Raw genomic sequence first — 17,323 nt, 5'->3', positions numbered from 1 at the left:
TGATACACGATGCTGGAGCAAGAACAACTACTAGACCCGGATTACACCGGATTCATTCGTAAAATCAAAGAGAGCACAGGCATTGATCTTGCTCAATACAAGGAAGGCCAGATGAAAAGAAGGCTGACCACACTTCGCAACAAAAACGGGTTTCATACATTTTCTATCTTTTTTGAGGCTATGGAGAAAGACAAATCATTGTTTTACGAGTTCCTTGATCGCATGACGATTAACGTGTCGGAATTCTGGCGTAATCCCAATCGCTGGGAAGTACTGCGGGACGAGATCCTGCCTGAGCTGCTGGGCTCCAAGCGTCGTGTCAAAGTCTGGAGTGCAGCCTGTTCAACAGGTGAAGAACCCTATACACTTGCCATGATTCTGGACACGATGGGTATTTTGAAGGACAGTTCCATTACGGCAAGCGATCTGGATGAAGGTGCATTGGCCAAAGCCAAGGAAGGCCGTTATATGGAACGCTCCCTTAAGGATGTGCCAAAGGAAACGGCGAACCGTTATTTCAAGCAGGATGGCTTGGTATACCGTATTGATGAGCAACTCAAAAATTCGATCAAGTTCATGAAACAAAATTTGCTCGTGGATCGTTTTGACGATGGGTACGATCTGATTGTGTGCCGGAATGTCATGATCTATTTTACCGAAGAAGCCAAGAACCTGTTGTATCACAAATTTGCAGCAAGTTTGCGTCCAGGCGGTATTTTGTTTGTGGGCAGTACGGAGCAGATCTTCTCCCCGGGACAATATGGTCTGGAGACAGCAGAGACATTCTTCTATCGGAAGAAATAATGATATTGGTTGTTGAGCCGTCTGAAGCACATGTACATGTGTTCAGGCGGTTATTTGTATATCAAGTACAAGAAAGAGTCGACTTTCTTGTCAAAGCCGGTCAGCTATACTATAATAAGCAAAGAAATTATGGGATTTTAGCAATGTGAAGTTTAACAGTTTAAAGGGGGAACGTATTATGAGTTTACGCTATTTAACCGCAGGGGAGACGCACGGACCCCAATTGACCGCTATTATTGAAGGATTGCCAAGTAATTTGACGATTAACTTTGAAGAACTGAATTTCCAGCTTCACCGCCGCCAGAAGGGATATGGCCGTGGACGTCGGATGCAGATCGAGAAGGATCAGGCCAATTTCGTTGGTGGTATCCGTCACGGATATACAACAGGTGCCCCAGTAGCGCTGGTTGTTCAAAATAATGACTGGAAACATTGGCAGAATATTATGAATATTGAGCCGATCGAAGGCAGTGACGAAGAGAAACGTCGCGTTCATCGTCCGCGTCCCGGACACGCCGATCTGAACGGTGGACTCAAGTATAATCTCAAAGACTTGCGTAACGTACTGGAGCGTTCTAGTGCGCGTGAGACAACGGTACGTGTGGCATGCGGTGCCATTGCACGTCAGTTCCTAGCTGAATTCGGGATTAAGGTAGCTGGGCGCGTGCTTCGCATTGGAGAGATCGAAGCTCCTTATCATGACCTTCCAATTGATGAACTGATCGCAGTGACAGAAGCTTCCTCTGTACGTGTCACAGATGCTGAGACAGAGAAGAAGATGGAAGCCTACATTGACCAGATCAAACAAGAAGGTGACTCCATCGGAGGAATTGTGGAGTGTATCGTTGAAGGTGTTCCTGTTGGTCTGGGAAGTTATGTTCAATACGATCGCAAGCTGGACGCACGAATCGCTCAAGGCGTTATGTCCATTAATGCATTCAAAGGTGTAGAGATTGGGATCGGATTCGAAGCCGGAGTCATTCGTGGTTCACAGGTGCATGATGAAATCATGCATACGGATGAGCGCGGCTACCACCGGGCAACCAACCGTCTCGGTGGATTCGAAGGTGGGATGACGAACGGTATGCCAGTGGTTGTACGTGGTGTGATGAAGCCGATCCCAACGTTGTATAAGCCACTGCAAAGTGTCGATATTGATACGAAAGAAGCATTCACGGCTCAGGTTGAGCGTTCAGACGCTTGTGCTGTACCCGCAGCGAGTGTGGTTATGGAGCATGTCGTAGCATGGGAAATTGCCAAAGCATTCCTGGAGAAATTCGGCGGGGATTCGATGGAAGAGATCCGTGCGAACGTTGCCAGCTATAACGCTCAGCTGGAGAATTACTAATATGCGTCAGCTGACGGTACAGTTGGAGGAACGCTCATATCCGATTCTGATTGGTAGCGGCCTATTGGCGCAAGCACCTCAATACTTTGAGCAATATGGCTTGACCAAAAAAAGTCCGTTACTCATCATTACAGACGAAAATGTGGCTCCCAAATACTTGTCAGGTTTGGAGCAAACGTTGCGTACGGCTGGTTATACAGTCGTATCGGCGGTCGTCCCCTCTGGTGAAACATCGAAATCCCTTTCGGTGTACCAGGATATGATGACGGTTGCCATCGAAGGCAAACTGGATCGGAGTTCTGCGATTCTGGCCCTAGGTGGGGGTGTTGTAGGTGATCTGGCTGGCTTTGTTGCTGCTACATATATGCGTGGAATCAAGTTTGTTCAAGTACCTACAACGATTTTGGCGCATGACAGCAGTGTGGGCGGCAAGGTAGCTGTCAATCATCCGCTGGCCAAAAATATGATCGGTGCATTCCACCAGCCTGAGCTTGTACTCTACGATGTGGATACACTACAATCCTTGCCGCCACGAGATGTTTCGGCAGGTTTGTCAGAGATGCTGAAGCACGGACTGATCCGTGATGAGGCTTTTGCACATTGGTGTGAGGAGCATGCGGAAGAACTGCTTGCGCTTAATCCGGAAGCACTGGGATACGGCTTGGAGCGAGGGTGTGGCATTAAGGCAGAGATTGTATCCAGAGACGAACGTGAAAATGGAGAACGTGCGTTATTGAACCTGGGACATACGATTGGTCATGCCATTGAAGCGATTGCGGGTTACGGAGAATTTCTGCATGGAGAAGCGATCTCGATCGGTATGGCTGGATCAGCATTGCTTGGTGAGAAGCTTGGTGCGCCAGCAGGGCTCTATGAAGATACGGTCCGCATGTTACGTTCACTTCGCCTTCCGACAACAATGCCTGCGCATCTGGACACGGATGCATTAATGGAAGCGATGATGCATGACAAAAAGTTCCGTGAAGGTCATATGGTGTTCATCATTCCTGATCGGATTGGAGCTGCAAGAATTGTGAAGGACGTACCTGTGTCGGCAGTTCGGGACGTCATTGAAATGCTCAGGAAGGGAGAATAACAGCAATGGTCACACGGGGAATTCGCGGGGCTACAACAGTCACGCAGAACAACGAAGAACAGATTTTGAAAGAAACGGCTGTATTGTTGCAGGAGATCGTGGATCGCAATGAGATCCAACCGGAAGATATCTGCAGTGTATGGATTACGTTAACTGGAGATCTGGATGCTGCTTTCCCGGCAAAAGCTATTCGCCAACTGGATGGCTGGGAGCTTGTACCACTGATGTGTGCACTGGAAGTTCCAGTTAAAGGTGCCTTGGCACAGTGCATCCGTTTCATGGTACATGTGAATACGAACAAGAGTCAGAAAGAAATCAATCATGTGTACCTGAATGGTGCACAGGCATTACGTCCGGATCTGGCAGCACCTTCTGGTTCTTAAGCAAGTGGGTTGTCAAACCGGTTATAATGATGTATAGTGAGAACCAGTTGAGTAGAGTAGAGATTGAGCTGAGAGCAGCTGAGCTAGTGGAGTATATAGCAGAGTCCAGTGGGTGGTAACCGGGGCAACAGAAACCGGTCAACTGATTCACGGTACGTCGTGCTACGGAATAGGTAACAGGAACAGGGCGAACAAATTTGTCTGTCTTAGGACATCTTTTGTTTTGATATATTTTGGTATAAACACAATCAATGAACTCTCCCTTATTAATGAAATATTGGACTGAGTGGTTGACGTGTTATGACTGAAGTATTTACCTGATTGAATGATGTGACTTGCATCCATTCAGCAACCTGTGCATAATCCGACAGCGAAGTATAGGGACTTGTTATTTATGAAGCATCACCCTGTTAAATACAGCTTATAACCAAACCTCTACCTGATGGTAGAGGTTTTTTTCATATTTTTCTACCCATATAGGTTCAACTAAACTTTTTACGCAAAAACGGAGAGGACAGAAATAACCTGAAGAAGCGGAGCGTTCGCCTTTATCGCCGGATTTTCCCTTTAGAAAGGGAATCGAAAAAATCTGGTGATAACAGCGATCGGAAGGTTGTTCTGTCATCGGAGTGTCAGTGTAACCTCTTTAGTTGAACTTATATAAATCTGAAAGGACGTGATCTGATGATAACGCCAAACGTTAATCAAGTACTGAAAATGTCGAATGAGTATAATCTGATTCCGGTAGTCAAACGGATTCTGGCAGACATGGAGACACCGATTCGAATATTCCGCCGTTATGCTGACAACGACCGTGCATTCCTGCTGGAAAGTGTAGAGGGTGGTATTCAATGGGCGAGATACTCCTTCATCGGTACAGATCCGTTCCTGATGATTTCGGCGAAGAAAGGCCGGATTGTTGTAGAAGAAGCAGGGAAGACCCGTGAATTGCCAGGAAAACCGATTGAAGAACTGAAAGCATTGCTGCGTAAGTACCGCAGCCCGAAAGATGATGAACTGCCACCATTCACAGGTGGGGCAATTGGTTTCTTTGGATACGATCTACTGTCCTATTATGAGAAGCTTCCAGCTCACGCGCTGGATGATCTGAATATGGATGACATTCGCTTTATGTTCTGCGACCAGATTATCGTGTTTGACCATGTGAAGCAGCAAATGCTGTTAGTCGGTAATGTACACGTCAAAGACGGAGCGACGGATGATGAGATACGGCAGGCGTATGCAGTGACTTCGGAGAAGCTGGAGCAGGCCGCAGAACGTTTGCAGCAGCAAGGACCCGGGGAAAACCTGAATCCGCGTTCCATTCCGGGAGACGTGGAGCTGGGGGACATTCGCTCCAATCTTACGAAGGAGCAGTTTATCGGCAATGTGGATCAAGCCAAAGAATACATCCGCGCAGGTGATATTTTTCAAGTGGTATTATCCCAGCGCTTCCATATCGATACGGAAGTTTCTCCGCTTCACGTGTATCGCGTACTTCGGACGCTAAATCCATCGCCTTACATGTACTATCTCAAGATGGATGATGAGATTATCGTCGGCACCTCGCCGGAGGCACTGGTCAAGGTGGACGGAAATCGTGTGGAGACACGACCAATTGCGGGCACACGTCCTAGGGGGGCAACAGAAGCGGAAGATCGTGCACTTGCTGCTGACCTGCTACAGGATGAGAAAGAACGTGCGGAACATTTGATGCTGGTAGATTTGGGCCGTAATGATCTGGGCCGCGTATCCAGCTTCGGTAGTGTGAAGTGTGACATGTTCATGGAGATTGAACGGTATTCTCACGTTATGCACATGGTGTCCAACGTTACGGGCGAGCTTAGAGACGACAAGGATTTCTTCGATGCATTCCTCTCATGTTTGCCAGCGGGTACCGTATCCGGTGCACCGAAACTGCGTGCAATGGAGATTATCGCGGAACTGGAGAAAGAGGCACGGGGTGCCTATGCAGGAGCGATTGGATACCTCGGTTTCTCGGGTAACATGGACTCCTGTATTACGATTCGTACGATTATTTTCAAAAAAGGAAAAGCATATGTACAGGCCGGAGCGGGAATCGTGTGGGATTCCGTGCCTGAGAAGGAATATGAGGAAACCGTTAACAAAGCCAAAGCGCTGCTCAAGGCGATTCGGACAGCAGAAGCAATGTTTCCTGCCAAAGACAAAGACAGCACGTTGAGACTGGCGAATGCAGACTATTTTGTCACACCAACCGCCGTTAAGAACTGAGAGAGGAGAGACCGGAGATGAACATGAACCCAATGATGAATGAGAAACCAGTAACACCCGTAGCTGAGATTGCTCGTGAGGAAGGTATGAAGAATGGCTTGGCAAAGGTTTTGGAGGGCAGTCATCTGGAGCAAGCCGAAGCACGAGATTTGATGTATTCGATCATGAGAGGTGAGGCTACGCCGGCTCAAATCGGAGGTTTGCTGATGGCGCTGCGGATGAAAGGGGAAACGGTGGATGAGATCACTGGTTTTGCTGAAGCCATGCGTGGTCAGGGCGGACGAATTCTCACGGATGGCAGCGGCTTGCTGGACACTTGTGGAACAGGTGGTTCGGGTATTCACAAGTTCAACATTTCCACAGCATCCGCCATCATTGCTTCGGCCGTCTCGGTTCGGGTCGCCAAACATGGCAACCGTTCTGCTTCAGGCAAAGCGGGAAGCGCGGATGTATTAGAGGCACTCGGTGTAAATATCCATCTGAACGGCGAGCAGGCCAGACAGTGTCTCGATGATATCGGAATCTGCTTCTGCTTTGCCCAGGTATATCACCCTTCCATGCGGCATGCAGCAGGACCAAGAAAAGAGCTGGGTGTTCGTACTATATTCAACATGCTCGGACCTTTAACCAATCCTGCCGGAGCGGATCGCCAATTGCTTGGCCTGTATGATCGCTCCCGGACGCCGATGATTGCTGAAGTACTGAATCGTCTTGGTCTCAAAAGAGCGTTGGTCGTGGCCAGTCATGATGGTCTGGATGAAATCAGCATCTCGGCACCGACTCAGGTATCTGAATTGCGCAATGGTGAAGTGCACACCTATGATATTGATCCACGTGATATGGGCTTGTCTCTGCATCCACTTGAAGCAGTGCTTGGAGGAGATGCGGCACAGAATGCCGAAATTATTAAGAGGATCTTCCAAGGTGATCGGAGTGCCTACCGCGACGTCGTTCTGCTGAACGCCGGAGCGTGCATCTATGTATCGGGTCTTGCAGATAGCATTGCTGAAGGGGTGACACTTGCCGCAGAAGCAGTAGATTCGGGGAAAGCTGCCGGGAAGCTTGAACAGTTAATTCATACAACGGAGGCGTACAGTCATGTATCTTGATCGAATCGTTGCAACCAAACATAAGGAAGTTGAAGTTCTGGCACAAACATTTCGCATGGATGAAGCTATCCAAAAAATCGAACAACTACCCGCAACCCGGGGGTTTGAACAAGCATTATCGAGCAGACGCAATCGCAAACTCGGTCTTATCGCTGAAGTGAAGAAGGCTTCGCCGTCCAAAGGGTTGATCCGCCCGGATTTTCATCCGGTAGAGATTGCTTCTGCTTATGAACGAGCGGGTGCAGACTGCATCTCCGTATTAACAGATGTGTCGTATTTTCAAGGAAGTAATGAGTACTTGCAGGCTATCCATCAGGTGGTGAACATTCCGCTATTACGCAAGGATTTTATTATAGATGAACGACAGATTGCCGAGGCAAGATTGCTGGGTGCGGATGCAATCCTGCTGATTGCCAGCATTCTGACACCAGAACAGATTCGTCACTATCTGGAATTCGCCAAAAGTCTGGGGCTGGATGCCTTAATTGAAGTCCACGATCGGACAGAACTGGAGCAAGTATTGGGAATTCCGCAGGCAACGCTTGTGGGCATCAACAATCGTAATTTGAAAACATTCGAAACCAGTCTGAATACGACACTGGATTTGATGGAATTGATTCCGAGTGGTGTCACCTTGATCAGCGAAAGTGGAATTGATGGACCAGAATCAACAGTACCTTTAATCGAAGCAGGGGTTCACGGTATCCTTGTAGGGGAGCATCTCATGCGCAAGGATGATGTCGAGGCAGTTGTATATGATCTGATGGGACCCAAATGATGAATACCTCCATACACGATGGCACAGGCGACAGTCAGTCAGAACTGAGAAACCCGCTGCCAGCGGCCGTAAAAATATGTGGACTTCAGGACGTTGAAGTGCTAAAATCGATGATAAACTTGCCTGTGGATTACATTGGTGTTATTTTTGCCAAGTCACGCCGCCGAATCGAACCTCAGCTGGCTGCTGCATTAAGAACGGTGCTGTTCGAATGGTCAGCTTATGATCGGCCGAAGCTTGCCGGTGTATTTGTGAATCCTACTCTCGAAGAGCTGGAACACATTATGGAGGTCGTTCAACTGGATGTTATTCAACTGCATGGACAAGAGACTGCGAAATTTTGCCAGCAGGTGAAGCAGCGGTGGAATGCCGAGGTGTTCAAGGCTATTTCTTTTTCAAAAGATGAAACGGGTCCGGAAGCTGATGATACAGCCATAACGGCTCTTGATGTTTACGATAAATTCGTGGATGCGATATTGCTCGATACCTATGATCCTCAGTATGGAGGAGGCTCCGGCAAAACCTTCGCCTGGGAACGTATTCCTGCCTATGCCGAATGGGCGAAAAGTCACGGCATTGGGATGTTCGTTGCAGGAGGTTTGCAGCCGGACAATGTACAACAACTAATACAGACATATGCACCTTTCGGCGTCGATGTATCCAGCGGCGTGGAGACTGAAGGTGTAAAAGATATCGCCAAAATTACAGCATTCGTAGAAAGGGTGAAGCAGGCATGACACATCAATTGCCGGATCAACACGGGCGTTTCGGTCCCTTCGGAGGCCGCTTTGTACCCGAGACACTAATGAACGCACTCATTGAACTAGAGAAAGCCTATAGCCACTTCTCGGAAGACGAGGAATTTAACAAGGAACTGAACTATCTGCTAAGCGAGTATTCTGGACGTGAAACGCCATTGTACCATGCAGAGCAATTATCTCGTCGCTTGGGCGGACCTAAAATTTATCTGAAACGTGAAGATCTGAACCATACAGGTGCACACAAAATTAATAACGCCATTGGACAGGGTTTACTTGCCAAACGTATGGGCAAAAAGAAAGTGATTGCCGAAACGGGAGCAGGCCAGCATGGCGTTGCAACGGCGACAGTAGCTGCATTGCTCGGACTGGAATGCAAAGTATTTATGGGCGAAGAGGATACACAGCGACAGCAGTTAAACGTATTTCGGATGAAGCTGCTTGGAGCAGAAGTGATTCCGGTTACGTCTGGAACACGTACATTGAAGGATGCAGGTAATGAAGCACTTCGTTATTGGGTCAGCAATGTGGAGGATACGTTCTATGTCCTCGGATCAGTTGTTGGTCCCCATCCTTATCCGATGATGGTTCGGAATTTCCAGCGTGTGATCGGTGATGAGACCCGTCGTCAGATTCAAGAGATCGAAGGACGTTTGCCAGATGTGATTGTAGCCGCTGTCGGTGGCGGTAGTAATGCAATCGGTATGTTCTATCCTTTTATCGGTGATCAGGATGTGAAGCTTGTTGGCGTTGAGGCCGCAGGCAAAGGGGTGGATACCGAGTATCATGCGGCGACAATGAGCAAAGGTACGCATGGTGTATTCCAGGGTTCCATGAGCTACTTGTTGCAGGATGAATATGGACAGGTACAGGAAGCACATTCCATCTCGGCAGGGCTTGATTATCCGGGTGTTGGTCCGGAACATTCCTATCTGAAGGATATTGAACGGGCGAAATATGTACCGATCACGGACCAGGAAGCTCTGGATGCTCTGCAATTGCTATGCCGGACGGAAGGAATCATTCCTGCTCTGGAGTCTGCACATGCGGTTGCCCAAGTTGTTAAATTGGCCCCTGAACTCACAGCGGACGATATCGTTGTCATCTGTCTGTCGGGACGTGGAGACAAGGATGTTGAATCCATCATGAAATACACGGGAGGCGACTTGGCATGAATCTGATGGACCAGACCTTCCAGCAATTGAAGGAACAGAATCGCACAGCACTTATCCCCTTTCTAACCGTTGGAGATCCGGATGTGGAGACAACGATCGATATCATCAAGGAGCTTGAGCATGCCGGAGCAGACATTCTGGAACTGGGTGTCCCGTATTCCGATCCGCTTGCGGATGGACCCGTCATTCAGCGTGCTTCCGAACGGGCATTGAAGAGCCGGGTTACCATTCGTACTGTCATGGAAACAGCTGCAAAAGCTCGTGAGGCAGGTGTGAAACTGCCTTTTGTGCTGTTCACCTATTATAATCCGGTGTTGCAGACTGGACTCGATGTGTTCTTTGAAGAGTTGGTCAAACACGATATTAGCGGCATGATCATTCCGGATCTGCCAATTGAGGAAGCGGAAGAGATGCGTGAGCGTGCACATCGAGCCGGTGTACATCTGGTTCCGCTCGTTGCACCTACGTCTAATGAACGGATTGAGCGGATTGTGACGGGAGCGAGCGGATTTATCTATTGCGTTTCTTCCCTTGGTGTAACCGGAGAGAGGGCTTCTTTCTTTGATGGTGTAGAAAGCTTCATCGAGACGGTGAAAAGTCTGACAGACCTGCCGGTGGCGGTAGGATTCGGTATCTCCAGTCATGAGCAAGTGGCGCATTTCTCCCGCATCTGCGATGGTGTTGTTGTAGGAAGTGCTATCGTTCGTCAGGTGGAAGACGCGATTCCTTTGCTTGGAAATCCCGATACGCGTGAAGCGGGACTGTTGCAAATTCGCAACTTTGTGGCACAATTAAAAGGATAGGGATGTCCTGAAAGTACATCTTTGGACAAGTGCAGTACACGCTGATTCGTGTCCAACATTATTTCAATAACAGGAGGCGGTCGGGTTGAAACCGAAATCCCAGATTGTCAATCTGCCTGTGTACCAGCCGGGCAAACCGATTGAAGAAGTGAAACGTGAACTGGGGCTTGAACAAGTCATCAAGCTGGCCTCCAACGAAAACCCATACGGCAGTTCTCCTGCCGCTCTGGAAGCCATTACGAGAGAAATGACTAACATAAGCATATACCCTGACGGTAGCTCAGCTGAGCTGACAGGGGTTCTTGCCAAGCATCTTGGCGTGGAACGGAACAATCTGATATTTGGTTGTGGTTCCGATGAGATTATTGCTTTGATCACGAGAGCTTTCTTCTTACCCGGAGATGAAACCATTATGGCTGATCAGACATTCTCCGTATACAAAAGCAATGCAGATATTGAGGGTGCCGTTACCATTGAAGTGCCTCTGAAGGATGGAACGCATGACCTGAGCGCCATGCTCGCACAAATCAATGACAAGACCAAAGCGGTATGGGTATGTAACCCAAATAATCCGACAGGTACGATTATCTCCGAGCAGGAACTTACAGCCTTTATGGACCGTGTACCTGCTCATGTGATGGTCATACTGGACGAAGCGTACTATGAATTCGTAACCGATGAAGCATATCCGCAAAGTGTGCCATTGATCGAACGGTACCCGAACCTGGTCATTCTGCGGACATTTTCCAAAATTTATGGTTTGGCTTCGCTCCGGATCGGGTACGGCATTGCACGTCCCGAGATTATTGATTTGATTAACCGTGTACGTGAGCCGTTTAACACCTCGCGTTTTGGACAGGTTGCAGCAACGGCTGCACTACTGGATCAGGAGTTTGTTCAAGAGTGCTCGAAGCGGAATGCAGCGGATCGGGATTTTCTGCAAAATGAATTTACGCGGTTGGGATTGTCGTATTTCCCTTCGCAGGGTAACTTTATTATGGTTGATCTGAATATGCCTTCGGCAACGGCGTTCCAATCCTTGCTCAAACAAGGCATTATCGTTCGCCCAGGATTCCACGTATACCCAACATATATTCGTGTGTCCGTCGGAACATCAGAACAGAATCGTGCATTTGTCACGGCACTGGAGAACACGCTGGCTGAGAAGGCGGTAGCACGCCCTTAATACTGGCGATGAAAGAGTGAGGACCCATGAAACTAAAAATTGCAATGATCGGTGTAGGACTCATCGGCGGTTCACTGGCGCTTTGCTTCAAAGGCAAGCCAGGTGTATCCGTGATGGGCTACGCCCATTTGGAGGAACTGAAGGCCAAGTACATAGCGAGCGGTGTAGTGGATGATGCTACGCTCTCTCTGGAAGAAGCGGTAGAGGATGCCGACTTTATTTTTTTGTGTGTGCCCGTAGGTCTGCTTGAATCCTATTTCGAACAGCTTTCCAAGCTGCCATTGAAAAAAGGATGCATTATCACGGACGTAGGCAGTACCAAAGCTTCCATAGCCGCTTGTGCCGAGCATGTGCGGTTGACCGACGCTTACTTCATTGGTGGTCATCCGATGGCAGGGTCGGAGCGTGCAGGCGTCGATGCTGCCTCAGCCGTGTTGTTTGAGAATGCATACTATGTCTTGACCCCATCAGCACATGTGCCTGAGGAAGCGTACAGCAGGTTGTCGGAGCTACTTGCGTATACGCGGGCACAGATCGTGCGTGTGGAGCCATTGCTTCACGATGATATTGTAGGGGCCATTAGTCATCTGCCACATGTTATTGCTGTTGCGTTGGTAAATCAGGTGCGTCAATATAATGAATCGAATCCGCTATATAAAATGCTGGCAGCAGGTGGTTTCCGGGACATTACCCGGATTGCGTCCAGTGACGCCATTGTATGGAGAGATATCTTGCTTAGCAACCGGGATGTATTGCTGGGCTTGCTCAAGGACTGGAATAGCCAAATGACGGCCTTCACAGATATGCTGGAGCATCAGAATGGTGAAGGGATCGAGGATGCATTCCGTCAGGCCCGCGAGTTCCGGAGTATATTGCCAGAGCGACGTAAAGGCATGATTTCGCCGTTATTTGATCTGTACACCGATGTTCAGGATGCACCTGGTATGATCGGTAAGATTGCAACCGAGCTTGGTGCGAATGACATCAACCTGAGCAACTTGGAGATTATCGAGAACCGGGTGGATGTGCCGGGGATCATGCGTCTGTCCTTCCGTCAGGAAGAAGATATGGAACGAGCGAAGACGTTGCTGGATTCCTTGGGATATCAGGTGTGGATATAAGACGGCGAGATAGGGGGCGAAAGCCCTCTTTTTTGTGAAGTTTTATCGGAGTTGCACATTTGATTCTTGTCCACAAAAAAAGGAGTTATTATCCTGAATTTCCGAAAGCTATAATGAATTCAAACAATTTTACTTAAAGTGTTGACAAAATGAAAACGTATACATATAATAAGGGTACAGTATGGTTTCTCTCCACTCCTATCCAATAACTGTATTGCTCCACGTGAGCAATGGCCGCTTATGTAAGCGGTCTTTTTTTGTCTTAAAAAGGTATTTGAAAGGGTTTTATATGTTGATATTTACACGTATATTTACATCCTCTGTTTACATCACCCTCCTTAATCTGTTAGGATACCTTAGATCAAAAAAATATCACATTTTTGTAACCTTTTCAGAATTTCGTTCGTCTATATAAGCAAGGCCTACCAAAAAGGCCCAAAATGAAGTCATGAACGTGAAAAACACTGCATATGAATGACAGGTCGGGTTACTGTGGATAGCAATGGATTTGCCAGGATGATGCAGACCGTTGTACAATAAATACTGTTAATGTAGAAACGTTGGGGAAATTGCCATTACATAGGGGAATTTGGCGGGAAGGCCAGTTATGGTGCTGAACGCTGTTTATATGCGGTGAGAACCGCAACTTTTTTGTGCCTGTTCGGTAATACATGGATAGAGTCGAACGGGGAGAAGCACATGGATGGGCGAGGAGGGGTCGCACTCAAATGACGGATTCCCAGTTGATTCGAGAGATCAAGGAAGGTAACCTGGAGTTATATTCCGAGCTGATGAGTCGTTATCAGCGTAAAATACTGGCTTTCGTATATCATATGTTGAAAAGTTCCAATATGGAGCTGCTTGCGGAAGATCTCTGTTCTGAGACTTTCTATAAGGCGTTCCGCAGTCTGCACTCTTTCCGTGAGGTGGATGCCTCATTCTCAACCTGGTTATACACCATTGCGAGAAATACGGTACTGAGTGAGCTTCGCAAACAGCGCAGCGGAAATGTCCCACTTGAAGAGAGCGGGATTGTGCCCGTTGCTCCTTCGGAGAATACACCGGAGTATGCTGTACTACGCAGCGAGCGGGTGATGCTGGTTAGGGATGCGATTAACAATTTGCCGGAGAAGCAGCGTTCTGCGATTATACTCCGTGAGTATGATCAACTAGACTACCAAGAGATTGCGAATATTCTTGGGCAGAGCGTCAGTTCTGTGAAATCGCTATTATTCAGAGCAAGATCAAGCGTGAAAACTCAATTGGAACCTTATTTCTTCGAACCGGTGTACGAGCCATATGAAGGGATGAAGAACCGATGAATTGCAATGATGCCCAGGAACTGTTTGCACTGGTCTGGGACTTGCCGGAAACTCATCCTCAGCGGATTGCATTTCATGCTCATCTCGCTGGTTGTGAAGAGTGCTCCGAGCAGTTTGAGGTCTGGGAAGAAGCTCAGATCTTGCTGCACAGCATTCCGGTTCCAGTGACAGAACAACAGGCAGAGAGAGTAAACCGTAATGTTATGGACCGGATCTACGCGGAGTCTCCATGGCTACTGCCGGAAGAGGCAAAGGTTAATCGTTTCTCTGCTGTGATTCGCAAGCATATGTCTTTGTGGATTGCCGCGTTCCTGGCTATTTTTTTATGCAGCTTTCTGTACATGGCAATGTTTAAGCCAGATGTATCAGAAGCTGAGAAAACCAAGGTTGTTGCTACAGGTATTCTGGAGACAGGGGTGGCCGGAAGCGGACCGTCGTCATCTGGATTGTATCAGTACAACATGACTGGAGCGGACAGAGGAAGCATCATTGAACCTTTTGTTGTGAGCATGGGACCTGCTTATCCTCAGTATTGGATGGCCCTGTCTTTACTAGCAATAGGGATGGCTTTATTCTCTCTTGGACGTATGCATCGAACAACGAATAAACGAAAACAAGGTGCGCGTGCATAGGTAGTAACCTTTCGTTCGCCGTGTGGAGAAATGAGGGATGTAAGTGCGAATCGGGCTTATTCGTCACGGTCTTACAGATTGGAATGCGGCGGGCCGTATCCAAGGGCAGACTGATATACCTTTGAATGGAGAAGGTCGTGAACAGGCAGAACGCCTGGGAAGACGTCTGCTGACGGAAGAATACCAATGGGACTATATCATCACAAGTGGATTATCGCGGGCACAGGAAACAGGGGAGATTATCTCCACACTGTTGAATGTACCTTTGCTTGAACCGGACGCACGGTTGAAAGAAAGGGCTTTTGGTCAGATTGAAGGTCTGACTTCAGAGGAGCGAGTTGCCCGCTGGGGCCAAACCTGGGAGACGCTTGATTTGGGACAGGAGCAGATTGTGGATATCCAGATTCGTGCACTGGCATTTCTGGATGATCTATGGTCTGCCTATCCAGATCAAAACGTGCTTATAGTCACTCATGGAGCTTTTCTGGCCAACCTGTTAACGGCCTTGTATAAAGATCGGTATACAGAACGGATTGGAAATCTGTCACTAACGATCCTGGAGAAGGAACGTGATGACTGGAGTCCGCTGTTATATAATTGTACACGACATCTGTCTCTGGACACAGCGAAACAACCTGAGTAATCCAACTTGGGTTGTTTTTTTGCGTTTTATGGGGAAAGAAAGGCTTTATATGATTTCAAACCTCTCATTTTTCTTCTGATTGACCAACTTGAGGCATAGTATGATTTTAAAACATAAAAGATTTCCAAAAAGAGGTTTAGATTGTGGGAATTCCGTCAACGATGTTTACAAAACCAAACTATTTCAGGCCCCGAATCAGCAGCCGAAGTAGTTAACGGGCGAGGCGATGGACCCATGAATCTAGCGGATATGCTTACTTTTGCCGATATTGGCCAGCTTAATCGAATAGCAGACTATTACCAATGTGAATGCAAGCCGAACTCCAAACATGAACTCATCCAGAGTATTCTCACCACATTGGGCAGCAGACCCTTTTTTGAGCAGCAGGTACGTCAACTGAATCAAGCAGATCAGCGCTTCTTGAACAACTTGTTGTTTGATCCTCGCCAGTACTATGGTATGGAAGAACTCGTTGCCATAGCTCGTCAATCGATGGATAAAAAGGAGAGTGAGGCTGGGGCAAGTCCGCGTGATCTTATCCTCCGCTTCAATAAAAGTGGATGGTTGTTCAATGGGACGACGCAGCAGACCAGATATCTGTATCAGGTACCTCAGGATCTGAAATTAAGATTCAGGGATGTCCTATCCACTCATTTGCGAACAGGGATTACGAAAACAACGGAACCACCCATGTATCGGGATGAGTATCATCTCTTGGCGGATGATCTCAAGTTGTTCCTGCAGTTTGTTCAGCAACATGAAATTGCCCTTAACGCTGAAGGTATGATGTATCGCCGCTCTCAACAGCAGATTATGGAGCATCTGCACATCAGTGAGGAATTGGTAGGCAAGGCCGGTTGGAGATTCGGATATGGCCGTTCGTTCAAGGATTATCCGGATCGTTTTGCCCTTCTCTACGACTATGCATTTCACCATCGGCTGGTTCGCGAAGAGCAAGGTACACTGAGGTTATCGCCAGCTGGAGAAGACAAGCTGGGGACTGAGAAAACAGCTGAAATGATACAGCTATTTAGATTTTGGTTAAGATTGTATAAAGGCGCTATTCCAAATCTGCCCTCTATTGTGTATTGGACAGGCGAATGTGCATCTGAATGGTCAACCGCAGAGTCGCTGTTTCGACAGATCGGTCCATTCATTCAGCCGTTCTATTATGATACGGCCGAGGCCATCTATGATAACAGAATAATTAAAATGATGTTGCATCTTGGCATGGTCCGTATTGGGGAACACGAAGAAGGCCGGACTGTTCAGATGACAGCTTGGGGTACGCGTCTTGCTGCATCCTGTCGCTCCATCTCAGGAGACACGACACCCATTATGTTTGACAAGTGAAGGACAAGTTGCTAAAATCACTCCCAAATTAAGGAGTGATATGAATGATAATTCCATACAAAGGTATACAACCTCAGTTACATCCTTCGGTATACATAGCTGAAGGTGCAAAACTGATCGGTGATTTGAGAATGGGAGAAGAGTCTTCCGTTTGGTTCAATGCAGTCCTACGGGCTGATTTGGCTCCTATAATCATTGGGAAGCGCTGTAATATTCAAGATAATGCTGTTGGGCATGTCAACACAGACCAACCTTTGATCTTGGGAGACGATGTTTCGGTAGGACACTCAGCGATCATTCATGGCTGTTGTATTGGAACAGGGTCATTGATTGGCATGGGAGCCATTCTGCTGAATGGAGCCGACATTGGCGAATATACGCTGATTGGGGCCGGTTCTGTAGTTACTGAAAATAGTAAAATTCCGCCCTATACTCTTGCTTTGGGGACACCTGCCAAAGTGATACGTGAGCTGACTGATGCTGATTTGGAGCGGATGTCCAGAACTTCACTGGGTTATGTTACCAAAGGGAAAGAATATAGGAGCTCTTAAATCCGTTT

Annotated in this window: 17 protein-coding genes; all 17 read left to right on the top strand. The window is 47.8% G+C overall.

The window, feature by feature from the left end; all coding sequences use genetic code 11:
* The first annotated feature begins 9 nt into the window (after positions 1 to 9).
* The 17 genes from M1D71_RS18065 to M1D71_RS17985 all read left to right on the top strand — a co-directional run bounded on the left by M1D71_RS18065 (position 10) and on the right by M1D71_RS17985 (position 17,315).
* Entirely contained in the window at positions 10 to 804 is a 795-nt protein-coding gene (locus M1D71_RS18065) for a CheR family methyltransferase (protein ID WP_458123089.1), read from the top strand.
* 178 nt (positions 805 to 982) lie between these two features.
* Complete coding sequence (gene aroC, locus M1D71_RS18060) at positions 983 to 2,152, top strand: chorismate synthase (protein ID WP_145322480.1); 1,170 nt, start codon at positions 983 to 985, stop codon at positions 2,150 to 2,152.
* 1 nt (position 2,153) lies between these two features.
* The gene (gene aroB, locus M1D71_RS18055; protein ID WP_036607679.1) at positions 2,154 to 3,248 is read left to right on the top strand and encodes a 3-dehydroquinate synthase; all 1,095 of its coding nucleotides are present in this window, start codon (positions 2,154 to 2,156) and stop codon (positions 3,246 to 3,248) included.
* Positions 3,249 to 3,253: 5 nt separating this feature from the next.
* On the top strand, positions 3,254 to 3,631 hold the full coding sequence (gene aroH / locus M1D71_RS18050) for a chorismate mutase (RefSeq protein ID WP_458123088.1): 378 nt from the start codon (positions 3,254 to 3,256) through the stop codon (positions 3,629 to 3,631).
* Between the two features lie 684 nt (positions 3,632 to 4,315).
* Positions 4,316 to 5,884: an anthranilate synthase component I gene (trpE, locus tag M1D71_RS18045; RefSeq protein ID WP_458123087.1), complete on the top strand. Its 1,569-nt coding sequence runs from the start codon at positions 4,316 to 4,318 to the stop codon at positions 5,882 to 5,884.
* 68 nt (positions 5,885 to 5,952) lie between these two features.
* Positions 5,953 to 6,993, top strand: a complete 1,041-nt coding sequence (gene trpD / locus M1D71_RS18040) for an anthranilate phosphoribosyltransferase (RefSeq protein WP_458127289.1) — start codon at positions 5,953 to 5,955, stop codon at positions 6,991 to 6,993.
* Positions 6,983 to 7,771, top strand: coding sequence for an indole-3-glycerol phosphate synthase TrpC (gene trpC, locus M1D71_RS18035; RefSeq protein WP_458123086.1), 789 nt, complete (start codon positions 6,983 to 6,985; stop codon positions 7,769 to 7,771). Before trpD ends, trpC begins: the two co-directional genes overlap by 11 nt.
* 110 nt (positions 7,772 to 7,881) lie before the next feature.
* Positions 7,882 to 8,508, top strand: coding sequence for a phosphoribosylanthranilate isomerase (locus tag M1D71_RS18030; protein ID WP_458127288.1), 627 nt, complete (start codon positions 7,882 to 7,884; stop codon positions 8,506 to 8,508).
* On the top strand, positions 8,505 to 9,704 hold the full coding sequence (trpB, locus tag M1D71_RS18025; protein ID WP_458123085.1) for a tryptophan synthase subunit beta: 1,200 nt from the start codon (positions 8,505 to 8,507) through the stop codon (positions 9,702 to 9,704). The genes M1D71_RS18030 and trpB overlap by 4 nt, the downstream gene beginning before the upstream one ends.
* Positions 9,701 to 10,507 (top strand): tryptophan synthase subunit alpha, encoded by an 807-nt coding sequence (trpA, locus tag M1D71_RS18020; RefSeq protein WP_458123084.1) that lies wholly within the window; start codon positions 9,701 to 9,703, stop codon positions 10,505 to 10,507. Before trpB ends, trpA begins: the two co-directional genes overlap by 4 nt.
* Positions 10,508 to 10,592: 85 nt before the next feature.
* Entirely contained in the window at positions 10,593 to 11,693 is a 1,101-nt protein-coding gene (hisC, locus tag M1D71_RS18015) for a histidinol-phosphate transaminase (protein WP_458123083.1), read from the top strand.
* A 26-nt stretch (positions 11,694 to 11,719) separates the two neighbouring features.
* Positions 11,720 to 12,814 carry a prephenate dehydrogenase gene (locus M1D71_RS18010; RefSeq protein ID WP_458123082.1) on the top strand — a complete coding sequence of 365 codons (1,095 nt, stop codon included), beginning with the start codon at positions 11,720 to 11,722 and terminating at the stop codon, positions 12,812 to 12,814.
* Between the two features lie 728 nt (positions 12,815 to 13,542).
* Positions 13,543 to 14,136, top strand: a complete 594-nt coding sequence (locus tag M1D71_RS18005) for an RNA polymerase sigma factor (RefSeq protein ID WP_036607662.1) — start codon at positions 13,543 to 13,545, stop codon at positions 14,134 to 14,136.
* The gene (locus M1D71_RS18000; protein WP_458123081.1) at positions 14,133 to 14,768 is read left to right on the top strand and encodes an anti-sigma factor family protein; all 636 of its coding nucleotides are present in this window, start codon (positions 14,133 to 14,135) and stop codon (positions 14,766 to 14,768) included. Before M1D71_RS18005 ends, M1D71_RS18000 begins: the two co-directional genes overlap by 4 nt.
* A 43-nt stretch (positions 14,769 to 14,811) precedes the next feature.
* Positions 14,812 to 15,411 carry a histidine phosphatase family protein gene (locus M1D71_RS17995; RefSeq protein ID WP_458123080.1) on the top strand — a complete coding sequence of 200 codons (600 nt, stop codon included), beginning with the start codon at positions 14,812 to 14,814 and terminating at the stop codon, positions 15,409 to 15,411.
* 234 nt (positions 15,412 to 15,645) lie between these two features.
* The gene (locus M1D71_RS17990) at positions 15,646 to 16,764 is read left to right on the top strand and encodes a hypothetical protein (RefSeq protein ID WP_458123079.1); all 1,119 of its coding nucleotides are present in this window, start codon (positions 15,646 to 15,648) and stop codon (positions 16,762 to 16,764) included.
* Positions 16,765 to 16,808: 44 nt separating this feature from the next.
* Positions 16,809 to 17,315, top strand: a complete 507-nt coding sequence (locus tag M1D71_RS17985; RefSeq protein WP_145322455.1) for a gamma carbonic anhydrase family protein — start codon at positions 16,809 to 16,811, stop codon at positions 17,313 to 17,315.
* The last annotated feature ends 8 nt before the right edge of the window (positions 17,316 to 17,323 follow it).

This window comes from Paenibacillus sp. Z3-2 (assembly GCF_054161325.1).
Note: the sequence above shows the minus strand (reverse complement) of the source record. Positions and strands in the feature narration are given on the sequence as shown.